This is a genomic window from Pantoea sp. Cy-639, assembly GCF_011752525.1.
Taxonomy (GTDB): domain Bacteria; phylum Pseudomonadota; class Gammaproteobacteria; order Pseudomonadales; family Pseudomonadaceae; genus Aquipseudomonas.
The window spans coordinates 14,495-29,096 of record NZ_VWXI01000015.1 but is presented as its reverse complement, the minus strand read 5'-3'; the positions used below and the strand labels follow the sequence as shown (position 1 = coordinate 29,096).

14 protein-coding genes are annotated in these 14,602 nt (G+C 62.4%); 6 read left to right on the top strand and 8 right to left on the bottom strand.

All coding sequences use genetic code 11. The annotated features are described in order from the left end of the window. Nucleotides 1–56: 56 nt before the first annotated feature. The gene (locus F3J43_RS17955) at nt 57–1,817 is read right to left on the bottom strand and encodes a cation:proton antiporter (protein WP_166889615.1); all 1,761 of its coding nucleotides are present in this window, start codon (nt 1,815–1,817) and stop codon (nt 57–59) included. A 325-nt stretch (nt 1,818–2,142) separates the two neighbouring features. Between F3J43_RS17955 and F3J43_RS17950 the strand changes: the two genes are divergently transcribed. Then, nucleotides 2,143–2,628, top strand: a complete 486-nt coding sequence (locus F3J43_RS17950) for an acyl-CoA thioesterase (RefSeq protein ID WP_166889613.1) — start codon at nt 2,143–2,145, stop codon at nt 2,626–2,628. Here the strand turns inward: F3J43_RS17950 and pdxY are convergent. Further along, a complete protein-coding gene (pdxY, locus tag F3J43_RS17945; protein ID WP_166889610.1) occupies nt 2,625–3,497 on the bottom strand; it encodes a pyridoxal kinase PdxY in 873 nt (290 codons plus the stop codon). The two genes, F3J43_RS17950 and pdxY, sit on opposite strands and share 4 nt — an antisense overlap. A gap of 120 nt (nt 3,498–3,617) precedes the next feature. Between pdxY and F3J43_RS17940 the strand changes: the two genes are divergently transcribed. Next, complete coding sequence (locus tag F3J43_RS17940) at nt 3,618–4,010, top strand: DUF3301 domain-containing protein (RefSeq protein WP_166889607.1); 393 nt, start codon at nt 3,618–3,620, stop codon at nt 4,008–4,010. Here the strand turns inward: F3J43_RS17940 and F3J43_RS17935 are convergent, their stop codons facing one another. From F3J43_RS17935 to zigA, 3 genes are all read right to left on the bottom strand, one after another. Beyond that, entirely contained in the window at nt 4,011–4,985 is a 975-nt protein-coding gene (locus F3J43_RS17935) for a CobW family GTP-binding protein (RefSeq protein WP_166889604.1), read from the bottom strand. Nucleotides 4,986–5,057: 72 nt separating this feature from the next. Further along, a complete protein-coding gene (locus F3J43_RS17930) occupies nt 5,058–5,678 on the bottom strand; it encodes a DUF1826 domain-containing protein (protein WP_166889601.1) in 621 nt (206 codons plus the stop codon). Then, a complete protein-coding gene (gene zigA / locus F3J43_RS17925) occupies nt 5,678–6,886 on the bottom strand; it encodes a zinc metallochaperone GTPase ZigA (protein ID WP_166889598.1) in 1,209 nt (402 codons plus the stop codon). The genes F3J43_RS17930 and zigA overlap by 1 nt, the downstream gene beginning before the upstream one ends. Before the next feature lie 110 nt (nt 6,887–6,996). On the opposite strand from zigA, the gene F3J43_RS17920 reads away from it, so the two are divergent. Together F3J43_RS17920 and folE2 are read left to right on the top strand one after the other, a co-directional pair. Then, nucleotides 6,997–7,374 (top strand): glutamine synthetase, encoded by a 378-nt coding sequence (locus F3J43_RS17920; RefSeq protein ID WP_166889596.1) that lies wholly within the window; start codon nt 6,997–6,999, stop codon nt 7,372–7,374. Between the two features lie 25 nt (nt 7,375–7,399). After that, the gene (gene folE2, locus F3J43_RS17915) at nt 7,400–8,281 is read left to right on the top strand and encodes a GTP cyclohydrolase FolE2 (RefSeq protein WP_166889593.1); all 882 of its coding nucleotides are present in this window, start codon (nt 7,400–7,402) and stop codon (nt 8,279–8,281) included. A 2-nt stretch (nt 8,282–8,283) separates the two neighbouring features. Here folE2 and F3J43_RS17910 read toward each other — a convergent pair whose 3' ends face one another. Continuing rightward, nucleotides 8,284–8,811 (bottom strand): DUF3617 domain-containing protein, encoded by a 528-nt coding sequence (locus F3J43_RS17910; protein WP_166889590.1) that lies wholly within the window; start codon nt 8,809–8,811, stop codon nt 8,284–8,286. Between the two features lie 129 nt (nt 8,812–8,940). Here F3J43_RS17910 and cls point away from each other — a divergent pair, with 129 nt between their 5' ends. After that, entirely contained in the window at nt 8,941–10,380 is a 1,440-nt protein-coding gene (cls, locus tag F3J43_RS17905; RefSeq protein WP_166889586.1) for a cardiolipin synthase, read from the top strand. 42 nt (nt 10,381–10,422) lie between these two features. On the opposite strand, the gene cfaB is transcribed toward cls, so the two are convergent. Continuing rightward, a complete protein-coding gene (gene cfaB / locus F3J43_RS17900) occupies nt 10,423–11,607 on the bottom strand; it encodes a C17 cyclopropane fatty acid synthase CfaB (protein ID WP_166889583.1) in 1,185 nt (394 codons plus the stop codon). A 213-nt stretch (nt 11,608–11,820) separates the two neighbouring features. Here cfaB and lpdA point away from each other — a divergent pair, with 213 nt between their 5' ends. Next, the gene (gene lpdA, locus F3J43_RS17895; protein ID WP_166889580.1) at nt 11,821–13,221 is read left to right on the top strand and encodes a dihydrolipoyl dehydrogenase; all 1,401 of its coding nucleotides are present in this window, start codon (nt 11,821–11,823) and stop codon (nt 13,219–13,221) included. Between the two features lie 129 nt (nt 13,222–13,350). Here lpdA and hcnC read toward each other — a convergent pair whose 3' ends face one another. Next, on the bottom strand, nt 13,351–14,601 hold the full coding sequence (hcnC, locus tag F3J43_RS17890; protein WP_166889577.1) for a cyanide-forming glycine dehydrogenase subunit HcnC: 1,251 nt from the start codon (nt 14,599–14,601) through the stop codon (nt 13,351–13,353). Between the last annotated feature and the right edge of the window lies 1 nt (nt 14,602).

The following is a 14,602-nucleotide window of genomic DNA, read 5'->3' as shown; positions in this document are numbered from 1 at the left end:
ACCGCTCCATCCCCTCGGACGACGGTGAAATCTTGCGCAGAGAGCGGCCCTCCTGCTCAGTGCGTGTGATCACGGCTGTTCTCCAGCGTCTCCAGCAAAGCCACCTGCATGCGTGTATGCACACGCACGAACCAGCGCCACAGCACTGCGACCACCACCGCCGCTACCACCGCGATGATCAGCAGCAGCTCGTTGGTCGGCAGAATGCTGGCCGACAACGCCGACAGCAGCAGGAAGATCACCAGCAGCGACAGCAGCGGAATCACCTCGGCGATCACACGTCGTACCCGTTGCGTGTGCCGTCCGGCCATTTCCGGCTTGACCCCCATTTCTGCCAGCAGCATCGACAGTGCCTTGAGCTTGCGATAGGCCGCGATCAGGAAAGGCAGCGACAATAGCAGCGCAGCTCCCCAGATCAATGCCTTCTGCTGACCGGCATCGCCGATCCACTCACTGAGCCAGGCCCCGATACGTCCGGCGAAATACCCACCGCTGAAGAAAATCGCGATCACCAGGGCCAGGTTGACCCCTACCTGCAGCAAGATGCGCCGGATCATCGCCGCCAGCATGGCGCCCTCACCCTGCGGCTGGATGCTGCGTAGCCACTCACCGTACAGCGACAGTACCCGTGCCAGACGACGCGGTACCACCTTGCCGAGTTTCAGCGACAACGGGTCGGCGGCACGGATCAGATAAGGCGTGAGCAAGGTAGTGATGGCCGACACCGCCACGGCCACCGGATAAAGGAAGTCACTGGTGACCTGAAGGGTCATCCCCAGCGCCGCGATGATGAATGAAAACTCGCCGATCTGTGACAGGCCCATCCCTACTCGCAGCGAGGTACGCCCATCGTTGCCCGCGATGAACGCCCCCATGCCACAGGAAAGCATCTTGCCCATCACCACCGCCAAGGTGATCACCAGAATCGGCCAGGCGTATTCGACGAGGATGCGCGGGTCGATCATCAGGCCGATGGCAACGAAGAAAATGGCGCTGAACAGGTCACGAACCGGCTCGATCAGGCGTTCGATCTTCAGTAACTGGCGCGACTCGGCCATGATCGCGCCGATCAGGAAGGCGCCCAGCACCATGCTGTATTCGAGCTTGACCACCAGCAGGCAGAAGCCGAAGCACAAGCCCAGCACGGTGATCAGCAGCATCTCGTTGCTGTCGAACTTCGCCACGTAGGCCAGCAGCCGCGGTACCAGCAAGATACCGACAACCAGCGCGACCACCATGAACAGCGAAAGCTTGCCCACCGTGGAGAACACTTCGCCGGAACTGACCGTGCCGCTGACCGCGATGCCCGACAACAGGGCAATGATGCCGATGCCGAGGATGTCCTCGACGATCAGCACGCCGAAGATCAGCTGGGCGAAGCGCTCGTTCTTCATCTTCAGGTCGTTGAGCGCCTTGACGATGATGGTGGTCGAGGAAATCGCCAGGATCGCACCGAGAAACAGCGAGTCCATGGTGTTCCAACCGAACCAGCGGCCGATCTCGAAGCCGATCCAGATCATCAGCACGATTTCCAGGAACGCGGCGATGAACGCCGTGGCCCCCACCTTGAACAGCTTGCGCAGGCTGAACTCCAGCCCCAGGCAGAACATCAGGAAGATCACCCCCAGTTCGGCGAGGATCTTGATGGTGTCTTCATCGTGGATCAGGCCAAAGGGCGGCGTATGCGGGCCGATGATGAAGCCGGCGACGATGTAGCCGAGCACTACAGGCTGCTTGAGACGGTGAAAGACAATGGTCACCACCCCGGCGACCAGCATGATCACAGCCAGATCCTGGATGAAGCTGATGGCATGCATGGCGTTACGACTCCTGTTCTCGATGCACGGGGCGGACCGCTCCTCTGCCGGAAACTACCGACGGCGAAAGCAGGCACATACTCTTGTGATTGGTGGAAAAGCCCACGTTGCATGGGCGCTGTCAGGTTAACATCGCGCCTTGTCGCAAATTGCCGATGCAATATGCAGAAACAGATCGGCAGATTTGGCACCGGTGATGGCAATATCAGCGTGACGATGGAGCGTCAGCCGACGTCCCGTACCAGGATGGGAAACCTCAAAGAGGGGAACAGAAGTGTCTGCAGATACCCGCCCCGATTCAGCAAAAATTCACCGTGAGCTCTCTATGGAACCTGGAAACGCCCAGCTGACCATGACCGTCCTGATGACACCGGACATGGCCAACTTCTCTGGCAACGTACATGGCGGCACGCTGCTCAAGTACCTCGACGAGGTCGCCTATGCCTGCGCCAGCCGCTATGCCGGCACCTACGTGGTGACCTTGTCGGTGGACCAGGTGATCTTCCGTGAGCCCGTGCACGTGGGTGAACTGGTGACCTTCATGGCTTCGGTCAACTACACCGGCAATACCTCGATGGAGGTGGGCATCAAGGTGGTCACCGAGAACATCCGCGAGCGCTCCGTGCGTCACTCCAACAGCTGCTTCTTCACCATGGTCGCGGTGGATGACGATCGCCGCCCGGTCAAGGTTCCACCGCGCCAGCCGCAAGACAGCGAGGAGAAGCGTCGCTTCCTGCAAGGCCAGCAGCGCCGGCAGATTCGCCAGGAACTGGAGCAGCGCTACCAGAACCTGAAGACCGACGCGATCTAGTCGGCCAGGCGCTGCGCCTCGAAGCGCACGCGCGGATGGGCAATGCGGTCCTGGGCCCGAACCAGTTGCAACTCGTAGCTGGCGCAGGCCTGGGTCTCCAGCAGCACCTCGTGGACTGCTGCCGCGGTGAACTCGAAAGCCTGGACCCAGCTGTCGCCGAGCAGCACCCGGGCGAGGAACAGCCCCGAGGTCAGGTCGCCCACCCCCACCGGCTGGCGCGGGAAGGCCAGCAATGGCCGGCGCAGGTGCCAGCTCGCCTCACGGGTCACCAGCAGCATCTCGAAAGCATCATCGGCCCGCCCGGGATAGTTCAAGTGCTTGACCAGCACCACCTGCGGCCCGCGTGCCAGCAAGCTGCGGGCCATGCCCACGCAGTCCTCCAGCGACTGCGCCCGGCGGCCGCAGAAACTGTCCAGCTCGAGCTGGTTGGGGCAGAGGATATCGGCCTTGGCGGCGGCCTCTTCAAGCAGGAACTGACTGACTTCGGCCGGGACGATGCAGCCCTTCTCGGCATGCCCCATGACCGGGTCGCACAGGTACAGGGCCTTGGGATTGACCGCCTTGATCCGTGCCACCCCGGCGAGGATCGCACGGCCCTGCTCGGCGCTGCCTAGGTAGCCCGAGAGCACTGCGTCGCAGTGGCCCAGTTCGCCGATATTGGCAATGCCTTCCACCAACGCAGGAATTTGCGCCGGAGCGAGCACTTCACCGGCCCACTGTCCATACTGAGTGTGGTTGGAGAATTGCACCGTGTTCAGTGGCCAGACATTGACGCCCACCCGCTGCATGGGAAACACCGCGGCGCTGTTGCCAGCATGTCCGAAGACGACGTGGGACTGGATGGCGAGCAAGTGCGGAGTACGTTTCATGCAGGGCGATTCCGAAACTGTGTGAATAAGTGTACGGCCCGCAGTATGAACCCGATTGCCATCTGTACGACAGGCCAGAGACGCAGTTAAGCTGGATCGACCTGTCTGGAGCTTACCCAAATGCTGACCCTGGAAAACCTCTTCGTCCTGATGCTGGTGGCGACCGCGGGCGCCTGGCTGTGGCACAACCATGGGTTGCGCGAAAAGGCCCTGGCGCGGGTCAAGCAGCATTGCGCAAAGCTCGATCTCGAGCTGCTCGACGATGCAGTAGCGCTCAAGCGCATCGCCTTCGTTCGTGACGCCAATGGCAAGAAGCGCCTGGCGCGCATCTACAACTTCGAGTTCACCGTCACCGGCGAGCAACGCCACCCCGGCACCGTCACCCAGTTCGGCGCCCATACCATGCAGATCGAACTGGCGCCCTACCCGTTCGAGATCAAGACCCCGCCCCGCACCGACAACGTCATCGAAATGCAGCAATGGCGCCAGGAGCACAACCGCTGGCGCAACTGATCAGCCATCGAGGCGACATGCCGCGAGACCGTCCTGCAATGCGGCCAACGGCGCCGGTTCGGCGAAAATCAGTTCCAGGCGCGTATCCTTGCGCCACTCACTTGCCTGCCAGCCGGGGAACTGGCCTTCCAGTCCATTGAACGATTGCCACCCCTGCTCGCTGTGGATAACCCCTTTCGCCCGACGCCATTGCCATGCTTCCAGAAACGCTTGCAAGCGCCCGGAGTCGAAGCGCTGGCTTGGATGCCAACGCCAGCCGACACTCCAGCCGCCTTCCCCCTGCTGTGCCTGACAAATTGGCTCGCCAGGATTTGCCCACAGGGCAGACAACGACAGGGGGACCTTATCCACAACTGCCGTTGGTTTAGCCTCGACTTCAGATCTGGCTGTGGAAAATCCTGGCAACTGGCGCAAAGAGACCGCGCCCTGGTTCGTCCAGACCCCTGGAACATCTGGAAGGTGCGAGGTTATCAACAGGCGTTCGGCGTCATCCACAGATGACGATTTGTTGAGTACCAGTAATCCCGCTTCCACCGCTGCCGACCATTGCGCCTGCGCCAGCACTTCACCCGACGCCAGCGCCTGGGCGTCGAGCACCATGAGCAGCGGCTGGACCGCCAGTACCCCAGCCCAGGGCGCCTGACCCAATTGTCGTAGCAGTTGCAGCGGATGGCCGAGTCCGGAAGGTTCGATGATCAACCGGTCGGGACGCGCCGCACGCAGCAGGCGGCCAAGGCCAACCTGGAACGGCATGCCGTTGACACAGCACAGACAGCCACCCGCTACCTCGCCGATGGCGATACCTGCCTCATCTCGGGCCAGCAAGGCCGCATCCAGGCCGATCTGGCCGAACTCGTTGACCAGTACGGCCCAACGCTCATCCGCCGGGCGCTGGGCAAGCAGGTGGCGAATCAGGCTGGTTTTCCCGGCGCCCAAAGGGCCGGCGATCACATGGGTGGGGATATTCTGCAGCATGGGTCGGCGTCGAATCGGGGAAGTCGTGCCAGTCTAGCGCGGGCGCAGGGCGAATGTTGTTCACACTCCCGCTCAAGACAGCCAATCCAGGCTCACCAGCAGCCGCCGCTCACCCACAGGCGTCAACGGTGATCTGTGGATAAGACCAGCCCCCTCGTTCCCAAGCCATTTCTCGCCTTTGAGCAACGCCACCTCGCCAGCTGCCAGTCGACGGACCTTATCCACAGCCGGCTGCTCATGTTGCAGCCGTGAACGATCGACCACGCCCTCCTCCAGCCACTCGCTCCCTACGCCGCCGTAGGTACACAGCAGCCGCAACGGCACATGATCCACATGAAAGCGTGGGCACATCGCCCCATCGAGCACCCGCAGGCGTACCCCGATGCGCCGTGCCCCGAGCAGGCAGGTATAAGCCGCCACCAACCAGGCCACATCGGCAACAAAGCTCTCATAGCCCTGCAGATCCACCGCCTCGCGCAGCAATGCTGGCAGCGATGGCGGCTGGCGCTCGTCCACCTCGACGACCCGCTCGTCCGCCAGTGGCTGGCCAAGGCTGAGCAACAGCGCCACGAAGTCTTCCACTTGTGCTGGCAGACGGCGTTGCCACACGGCCAGGTTGACGCCGTCCTGGAGAATGTCGGTCAGCACCTGCGGCGAGCAGCCAAAGGTCTGACGGATATCCACAGCCCGCATCACGCCGCCGCCTCTTCATCCCAGGGGCCGAACGGATCGGCCAGGCGCAGCCAGGCCATGGGGCCAAGGGCCATTTCCTCTTCGGTGAGCAGGCAGGCATCGAGCGCTGTGGATAACTGCGCGAAGTCGATGTTCTGCCCGATGAATACCAGCTCTTGCCGGCAGTCGCCGGTTTCCACCGTCCACTGCTTGAGAATCGCCGCCATGTTCTCTTCATCCTGCGGCCACTGCTCCCGCGGCACGAAGCGCCACCAGCGCCCGGCCAGGCCATGACGCATCATGCCGCCGGCCTGGGACCAACTGCCGGCCTCCTGGAACTTGCTGGCCAACCAGAAGAATCCCTTGGAGCGCAGCAGGCGTCCGTTACTCCACGGCGTGTGGATAAAGTCGAAGAAACGCTGCGGGTGGAGCGGTCGACGCGCCTGCCAGGTGCTAGCGGCAATGCCGTATTCCTCGGTTTCCGGCACATGTTCGCCGCGCAGCTCCTGCAACCAGCCGGGCGCTTGGGCCGCCTGGTCGAAATCGAACAGGCCGGTGTCGAGGATACGCGACAGCGCCACCTGCCCCATCACCATCGGCACGATCTGCGCCCGGGCGTTCAGGCTGCGCAGGATGGCCGTCAGTTCCTCGCGTTCGTGCTGGCTGATCAGGTCGATCTTGCTCAGCAACAACATATCGGCGAACTCCACCTGCTCGATCAACAGGTCGCTGATCGATCGCTCATCCGCCTCGCCCAGGGTCTCGCCACGGCTGGCAAGGCTGTCGGCGGCCTGGTAGTCACGCAGGAAGTTCAAGCCATCGACCACCGTCACCATAGTGTCCAGCCGCGCCATGTCGGAAAGGCTGCGCCCCTGTTCATCGCGGAAGGTGAAGGTCTCGGCGACCGGCAGCGGTTCGGAGATGCCGGTCGACTCGATCAACAGGTAATCGAAACGTCCCTCCCGCGCCAGCCGCGCCACCTCCTCGAGCAGGTCCTCACGCAGCGTGCAGCAGATGCAGCCGTTGCTCATCTCCACCAGTTTCTCTTGCCCACGGTTGAGGCTGACGTTGCGCTGGACCTCACTGGCGTCGATGTTGATTTCGCTCATGTCGTTGACGATCACGGCGACCCGCAGGTCGTCGCGGTTACGCAGGACATGGTTGAGCAGCGTGCTCTTGCCGGCGCCGAGAAAGCCGGACAGCACGGTAACGGGAAGGCGGTTGGGCATGACGGACCTCATCGGGCAGACGCATTCGAATCGATGCATTGCACAACGTTATATTATAACAATACAATTTCGCCAAGCCGCATTGACCGAACGGTCGTCTGGAGAGCGTCATGAAAATACCTGGCATCGTCGTCTTGTTGCTGGCCAGCCTGCCAGCGCCGTTACTCGCCATGCCGCACACCGAACTTGCCCTGTGTACCCGCAGCGCGACCCTACTGGCCTGCCAGGATGGCAAGGGCAACTACTACAGCGTGCGGACCGAAGGCAGCACCTTCTACCTGCGTGGTTACGAAGTGGCAGGCAAGCGGCTCTGGGCACAGACCAACAGCCGCCATGGCGCCCTGACATTCTTCACAGGCCTGGCCAGCGACGGCGAAGCCTGGGTGGGTTACAGCCGGCGCATCGGCTGGACGTCGGTGAATCGGCTGTCCAGTTCCAGTGGTCAACGCTTCAACCTGCATTGCAGCCTGGTCGGCGGCTGCCAGTGAGTACCCTTTCATTCAGGATAATTTCATGACCAGCTTCAGCCTTCCCGATATCGCCGCCCAAAGCAGCCAGCACAGGTTGCCACTGGACTGGGTCGGCATGTCCGGCATCGCCTTGCCGGTCCAGCATGGGGGCCAGACCTTGAGCGCCCATGCCGACGCCGGCGTCAGCCTCGATGATGGTGTATCCCGCGGCATTCATATGTCACGGCTGTACCTGGCATTGGAGGCGCTGGAGCACGAGGCACTGAGCCCGGCGTTGCTGCGACGCACACTGGAGCAGTTCCTGCTCAGCCATGCAGGTCTTTCCGATACCGCCTACCTGCGCCTGAGCTTCGACCACATGCTCAAGCGCCCTGCGTTGATCAGCCCGCTCTCAGGCTGGAAGCGCTATCCCGTCACCCTCGATGCGCAGTTGAACGGTGAAATGTTCCACGTGGAACTATCCGTGCACATCCCTTACTCCTCCACCTGCCCGTGTTCGGCGGCATTGGCCAGGCAGTTGATCCAGGAGCAGTTCGCCAGGGACTTTGCCGAGCCATTGCTGGACCGACAAGCCATCCAGCAATGGCTCGGCAGCACTGCTGGCATTGTCGCAACACCCCACAGTCAACGCAGTCAGGCCCGTCTACGTGTGCGCCTGGCAGGTGATGAACTCGACTTGATCGGCCTGATCGACCATGCGGAAGCAGCGCTTGGTACAGCGGTGCAGACGGCCGTCAAGCGTGCCGACGAGCAGGCCTTCGCCTTGGCCAATGGCCAGAACCTGATGTTTTGCGAGGATGCCGCCCGACGTCTGCACCTGGCGTTGCGCCAACTGGAGTGGGTGTCCGGGTTCGAGGTGCGCGTGGAACATGCAGAGAGCCTGCATGCCCACGACGCAGTGGCGGTCAGTCGTGATCGCTGGTGAGCTCAACTGCGGGGTTTGACCGTGCCACAATCATTGCCCAGCCACACGGCACGGGTGTTCATGCTGCCCTGCTGCTGAACCCCGGAAGCATTGAAAGTGCCATCTACCTTGGTCAGGAATTCGCGGTCGCTGAGGAAGGTGGCCTCGCCATTACCCTGTGCCCGGGGGCAACTGAACTGGAACTTCCAGACATTGCCATTGCGCTCGGTGATCTTCTGGGTGCAGCCCGATTGTGGGTCCTGCAACGGAATGTCATTGGTCCGAACCTGTTCCGGAGTCAGGCATGAACGTACGCCATTGCCGCCTACACTGATGCCCTGCTTGGCCAATGCACCCTCCATCATTGCCCGTTGCTCAGGCGGCAGGTTCTTCAATTGGCCGAGCATGAACCCTAAGTCTGGCAGTGGCTTGCCATCGACCTGCATGTTGCTGGTGGTCAGTTCCCACAAACCGGGTTGTAACATCTGCGCGTGTACCAACGGGCTGCCCAGCCCCAGGACCAAGGCAAGCAATGGCAGGCGAATCTTCATGGATCAAGGCTCCTCGATTTACCGGCTCTGGCCGGACTGTGCCGTTAGACGTCAATTTCCCTTCCGGGTTGCAGGCACCCCCACGAACGTGGTCTGTTAGCAGCAGTACTCTCGGCAAGCAGGATGCGTATGGATTACCACAGCCCCTACTTCTTCGGTTACGTGCTCGGCCTGATTCACCTGCTCGGCATCACCGCCGCGCTGCATGCGGTGTTCACCGTACGCACCGCCCAGGGTGCGATCGCCTGGGCCATGTCGCTGCTGTTCATTCCCTATTTCACCCTGATCCCCTACCTGATCTTCGGCGCTCGCTCGTTCTATGCCTATATCCAGGCGCGTCGCCAGGCCAACCAGGAAATGCATGTGGCCATGGCCAATCTCAACTGGCGGCCTTGGGTCGAGGAGGCGCTCACCGCCCGAGAGTCGGAAAGCTATACCGCCCTGCGGGCAATGCCCAAGCTTGGGCGCATGCCCTGCCTGGCCAACAACGAAGTGAAGCTGCTGATCGATGGCAAGGCCACCTTCGAGGCCATCTTCGCCGCCATCGAGAGTGCCCGGCAGGCCGTGCTAGTGCAGTTTTTCATCATTCACGACGACACCCTGGGCAGGCAGCTGCAACAACTGCTGCTGCGCAAAGCAGCCGAAGGCGTGAAGGTGTTCGTGCTCTATGACCGGGTCGGCAGCCATGCACTGCCCGCCAGCTACAGCCAAGTGCTGCGCGCGGGCGGCGTGCAGATCGAAGCCTTTGCCACCCGCCGTGGCCTGTTCAACCGCTTCCAGGTCAACTTCCGCAACCACCGCAAGATCGTGGTGGTCGATGGCCTGCTGGGTTTTCTCGGCGGGCACAACGTGGGCGATGAGTACCTGGGTGGCAACCCACAGCTGTCGCCCTGGCGCGACACCCATGTGCAGGTTGCCGGCCCCGTACTGGCCTGCCTGCAAGAGTCGTTTGCCGAGGACTGGTACTGGGCCACTCGCCAGCTGCCGCCGCTGATCCTGCCGGATACCTATCCGGACGATGGCGTTCTCTGCCAGGCCCTTGCCAGTGGCCCGGCGGATCCGCAGGAAACCTGCGCACTGTTCTTTCTCGAGGCTATCCATTCGGCGACCCGTCGGGTCTGGATCACCAGTCCGTACTTCATCCCCGACGAAGCGATCTTCGCCGCCTTGCGCCTGGCGGTGCTGCGCGGTGTCGATGTGCGCATCCTGATCCCCGCCCGCCCCGATCATCGCATCGTCTATGCCGCCTCCAGCCTGTTCGCCTTCGAGGCGGTGCGCGCGGGGGTTCGCATGTTCCGTTACCAGCCGGGGTTCCTGCACCAGAAGGTGGTGCTGGTGGACGATGAGGTCAGTGCCATTGGTAGCGCCAACCTGGACAACCGTTCCTTCCGCCTCAACTTCGAGATCACCCTGCTGACCGTCGACCGCGCCTTCGCCGACCAGGTCGAGCAGATGCTGGTCAACGACTTCGAGCAGGCCAGGGAGATCACCGCAGAGGACAGCCGCGACACCCACCGTCTGCAACAGTTGGGGATGCGTATCGCCAGGCTGATTTCACCAATTCTGTGAACCGTGGCCCCTGCAAAGCGGTCGCAGGGGCCTGGCTCGGGGTCAGCGATAGAGATCCTCACGGGTCCAGGGCAAGTCGTGATGCCCATCGGCATGAGGTTTCACGGCAAGGATCTGGTGCAAGTTGATCCAGCCCTTGGAGAAGGCGTACGCGCAGCCGGCCAGGTACAGGCGCCAGATCCGCAGGGTCTTCTCCGGCACCAGGCTGGCGGCGCGATGCAACTGGTTCTCCAGGTTCTCGCTCCAGTGGTTGAGGGTCTTGGCGTAGTGCAGGCGCAGGCTCTCGACATCGACCACTTCCAGGCCAGCCTCGCAGATCCGCGCGGTGATCATCGAGATATGCGGCAGCTCGCCATGGGGGAAGACATAACGGTCGATGAAGTCGCCAGCGCCGCGGCCGACCGGGCGGCCATCGACATGCTTGGCGGTGATGCCATGGTTCATCACCAGGCCGCCTTCGCGTACCGCGCCGAACAGCTTCTGGCAGTACAGCTCAAGGTTGGCGTGGCCGACGTGTTCGAACATGCCGACGCTGACCACCTTGTCGAAGCGACCGTCCTGGGGCAGGTCGCGGTAGTCGAGGATCTGCAGGTCGATCTTGTCGGCAAGGCCTTCCTCCTTGACTCGCTGGCGACCGAGCTTGAGCTGCTCCTTGCTCAGGGTGATACCGAAGACCTTGGCGCCGTACTCGCGAGCGGCAAATCGCGCCAGCCCGCCCCAGCCACAACCGACATCGAGCAAATAGTCACCGGCCTGCAGGCGCAGCTTGCGGCACAGGTGGTCGAACTTGTCCTGCTGGGCCTGGGCCAGGGTGTTGTCCGGCTCCTTGAAATAGGCGCAGGAGTAGGCCATGTCCGGGTCGAGCCACAGCTGGTAGAACTCGTTGGACAGGTCGTAATGATAGGAGATGGCTTCGGCGTCGGTGGCCTTGTCATGGGCGGTGCGCGATGGCAGGTCTTCGTCTTCGTCGCTGAGCAAGGCTTCGCTCAACTCGTCGCAGACCCGAATGACCTCGCCGATATCGCCTTCCAGCTCGAGCTTGCCCTCGACGAAGGCTGAACCCAGTTCATCCAGATTAGGATGGGTCAGCTGGGTGATCAGCTGGGGCTCCTTGACCAGGATGGTGACCTGCGGACTAGGCCCGAGATCGAACTGGTTGCCGTCCCACAGCTTGACGCGCAAAGGTAAGTGCAGGCTCTGCAACGCGGGTGGAAGTTGCGCAAGCATTCATGACCCTCCCTTTTCATAGGTACCGGACGCCACGCCTCAGTTTTCGGACGCCACCGGATCAGGGTAGTTCATTCGTAGGAAGTTTCCGGGAATCGCGACCATAGTCGGCACTCTCTGGTGCGGCCTGCGCAACAGATTGTATACAATCACGCTCGCCCGCACTAACCTTGTGCCCCTCTTCGCTTCCTCACACCTTGGAGTAACACACCCATGAAATCCTATGACGTGGTGATCATCGGCGGCGGCCCCGGCGGCTACAACGCAGCGATCCGAGCCGGCCAGCTGGGCCTGAGCGTGGCCTGCGTAGAAGGTCGCGGCACGCTCGGCGGCACCTGCCTGAACGTCGGTTGCATGCCCTCCAAGGCTTTGTTGCATGCCTCTGAACTGTACGAGGCAGCCAGCGGCGAAGAGTTCGCGCACCTGGGCATCGAGGTCAAGCCGAGCCTCAACCTCGGACAGATGATGAAACAGAAGGATGAGAGCGTGACCGGCCTGACCAAGGGCATCGAGTACCTGTTCCGCAAGAACAAGGTCGACTGGGTCAAGGGTTGGGGCCGCCTCGACGGCGTTGGCAAGGTGATCGTCAAGGCCGAGGACGGCAGCGAGACCACCCTGCAGGCCAAGGACATCGTCATCGCCACTGGCTCCGAGCCCACTCCCCTGCCCGGCGTGACCATCGACAACCAACGCATCATCGACTCCACCGGCGCCTTGTCGCTGCCGCAGGTGCCCAAGCACCTGGTGGTGATTGGCGCCGGCGTCATTGGCCTGGAACTGGGATCGGTGTGGCGTCGCCTGGGTGCCGAAGTCACGGTGATCGAGTTCCTCGACCGCATCTGCCCCGGCACCGATGAAGAAACCGCCAAGACCCTGCAGAAAGCCCTGGCCAAGCAAGGCATGACCTTCAAGCTGGGCAGCAAGGTCACCCAGGCCACGACCGGCGCCGACAGCGTCAGCCTGACCCTGGAGCCGGCTGCCGGTGGCGCTGCCGAAACCCTGCAAGCCGACTACGTGCTGGTGGCCATCGGCCGCCGCCCCTACACCCAAGGGCTCAACCTGGAAAGCGTCGGCCTGGCGACCGACAAGCGAGGCATGCTCGCCAACGACCACCACCGCAGCACGGTCCCGGGCATCTGGGTGATCGGCGACGTCACCTCCGGCCCGATGCTCGCGCACAAGGCCGAGGACGAGGCGGTATCGTGCATCGAGCGCATTGCCGGCAAACCCCACGAGGTCAACTACAACCTGATTCCGGGCGTCATCTATACCCGCCCGGAACTGGCCAGCGTCGGCAAGACCGAAGAGCAGCTCAAGGCCGAAGGCCGTGCCTACAAGGTCGGCAAGTTCCCGTTCACCGCCAACAGCCGGGCCAAGATCAACCATGAGACCGAAGGCTTCGCCAAGGTCATCGCCGATGCCAACACCGACGAAGTGCTGGGTGTGCACCTGGTCGGCCCGAGCGTCAGCGAGATGATCGGCGAGTTCTGCGTGGCCATGGAGTTCTGCGCCTCGGCCGAGGACATCGCCCTCACCTGCCACCCGCATCCGACCCGTTCCGAGGCCCTGCGCCAGGCGGCGATGAACGTGGATGGCAAGGCGATGCAGATCTGACCCAAACGCCACAAAAAACGCCGTCGCCAAACACCGGCACAGCCGGTGTCATCCACGACGGCGTTTGCTTCGCCGGCAAGACTGCCCCCTTGCAAGAATGTGCATGGGTCAGCCTCGCCGGCGCCCCTTTCAGCCATGGGCTTGTTTTTTATCCACACCCTCGCGGAACCGCGATGCCAGGAATGGCGTGATATCCAGCGGCAACGTTTCATTGTGGACAACCTTGTCCAGCAATACTCCGGTTATCGCCGAGGTGAGGATCCCGGTACGGAAGTGTCCACAGGCATTGAAATAGCCCTCGACATTATCCACAGGCCCGAGAATGGGTAGCTCGTCCGGTGAACCCGGGCGCAACCCGGCCCAGGTGCGCTTGAGGTTCACCTGCGCCAACTGCGGCACGCAACGTATCGCCCCCTGCACCAGGCCATTGATCTCCGGGAAGGTATTGCTGACATCGAAGCCTTTCTCTTCCGTGGTACTGCCAATCAGGATTTCGCCGTTGTCCTTCTGCGCCATGTAGCAATCGCTGGTGGTGATGCAGCCATCCAGCAGCTTGGGCAGACGTTCGGTGAGCACGATCTGGCCCTTCACTGGCTTGACCGGAATCGTCTCTCCCGTCGCCCACTCGCTCAGCTCGGCGGCCCAGGCGCCTGCCGCATTGATCAGCGTCTGGCAATGGAACTCGCCGGCCTCGGCCGTGCGTACACCCTTTATCCGTGACCCTTCGTGCAGCACCCCGGTGATGTTGACGTTGGGGTACAGGTCGACACCGTTCTGCCGCGCCGCCTCCATGAACGAGTCACCCAGGCGGAACGGGCTGACCTGGTGATCGCAGAGAAACTCCAGCGCACCATTGGCCTTCAGCGTGACCGCCGGCTCCGAGGCGCGCAGCGCGTCGCGATCGAGCCAGCGCACCTGGTCGGCCAGGTGCGGGATCTGCTTGACGATGTGTTCGGCGTACAGCTGGTCCTCTTCGTCCTGGATGATGTACTTCAGGCCCGTACGTTCGAACTTGAAGTCCATGCCATGACGCTCGATCAACTCCTGGTGCAGCTGTGGATAAAGTGCGTTGGACTGCAGGGCGAAGTCGAAGAAGCACTCCGGCAGGATATGCGGCGTGCTCGAATCGACCACCACCGCCGCACCATTGGCTTCACGCTTGCTGCGCGAGGACATCATGCGGAAGAAGATCACCCCGCATCCGAGCCCCACCGACTCGCCGATCGCCCACAAGCCACCGGCCGAGGCGCGGGTGGCATTGCCTGGACGCTTGCAGTCGATCAGGGCGATCTTCAGGTTCTTGCGCTTGGACAGCTGGTAGGCGCAGGAAGCGCCGATCACCCCGCCACCGGCGATGATGATGTCGTAGTGTTTTTTCATG

Bases quoted from the DNA above. Each gene is read 5' to 3' on its own strand.
- F3J43_RS17910 (WP_166889590.1), bottom strand. From the start codon at position 8,811: ATGAAGATTCGCCTGCCATTGCTTGCCTTGGTCCTGGGGCTGGGCAGC.
- F3J43_RS17955 (WP_166889615.1), bottom strand. From the start codon at position 1,817: ATGCATGCCATCAGCTTCATCCAGGATCTGGCTGTGATCATGCTGGTC.
- cls (WP_166889586.1), top strand. From the start codon at position 8,941: ATGGATTACCACAGCCCCTACTTCTTCGGTTACGTGCTCGGCCTGATT.
- F3J43_RS17940 (WP_166889607.1), top strand. From the start codon at position 3,618: ATGCTGACCCTGGAAAACCTCTTCGTCCTGATGCTGGTGGCGACCGCG.
- folE2 (WP_166889593.1), top strand. From the start codon at position 7,400: ATGACCAGCTTCAGCCTTCCCGATATCGCCGCCCAAAGCAGCCAGCAC.
- F3J43_RS17950 (WP_166889613.1), top strand. From the start codon at position 2,143: ATGGAACCTGGAAACGCCCAGCTGACCATGACCGTCCTGATGACACCG.
- cfaB (WP_166889583.1), bottom strand. From the start codon at position 11,607: ATGCTTGCGCAACTTCCACCCGCGTTGCAGAGCCTGCACTTACCTTTG.
- pdxY (WP_166889610.1), bottom strand. From the start codon at position 3,497: ATGAAACGTACTCCGCACTTGCTCGCCATCCAGTCCCACGTCGTCTTC.
- F3J43_RS17930 (WP_166889601.1), bottom strand. From the start codon at position 5,678: ATGCGGGCTGTGGATATCCGTCAGACCTTTGGCTGCTCGCCGCAGGTG.
- hcnC (WP_166889577.1), bottom strand. From the start codon at position 14,601: ATGAAAAAACACTACGACATCATCATCGCCGGTGGCGGGGTGATCGGC.
- F3J43_RS17920 (WP_166889596.1), top strand. From the start codon at position 6,997: ATGAAAATACCTGGCATCGTCGTCTTGTTGCTGGCCAGCCTGCCAGCG.
- zigA (WP_166889598.1), bottom strand. From the start codon at position 6,886: ATGCCCAACCGCCTTCCCGTTACCGTGCTGTCCGGCTTTCTCGGCGCC.
- F3J43_RS17935 (WP_166889604.1), bottom strand. From the start codon at position 4,985: ATGCTGCAGAATATCCCCACCCATGTGATCGCCGGCCCTTTGGGCGCC.
- lpdA (WP_166889580.1), top strand. From the start codon at position 11,821: ATGAAATCCTATGACGTGGTGATCATCGGCGGCGGCCCCGGCGGCTAC.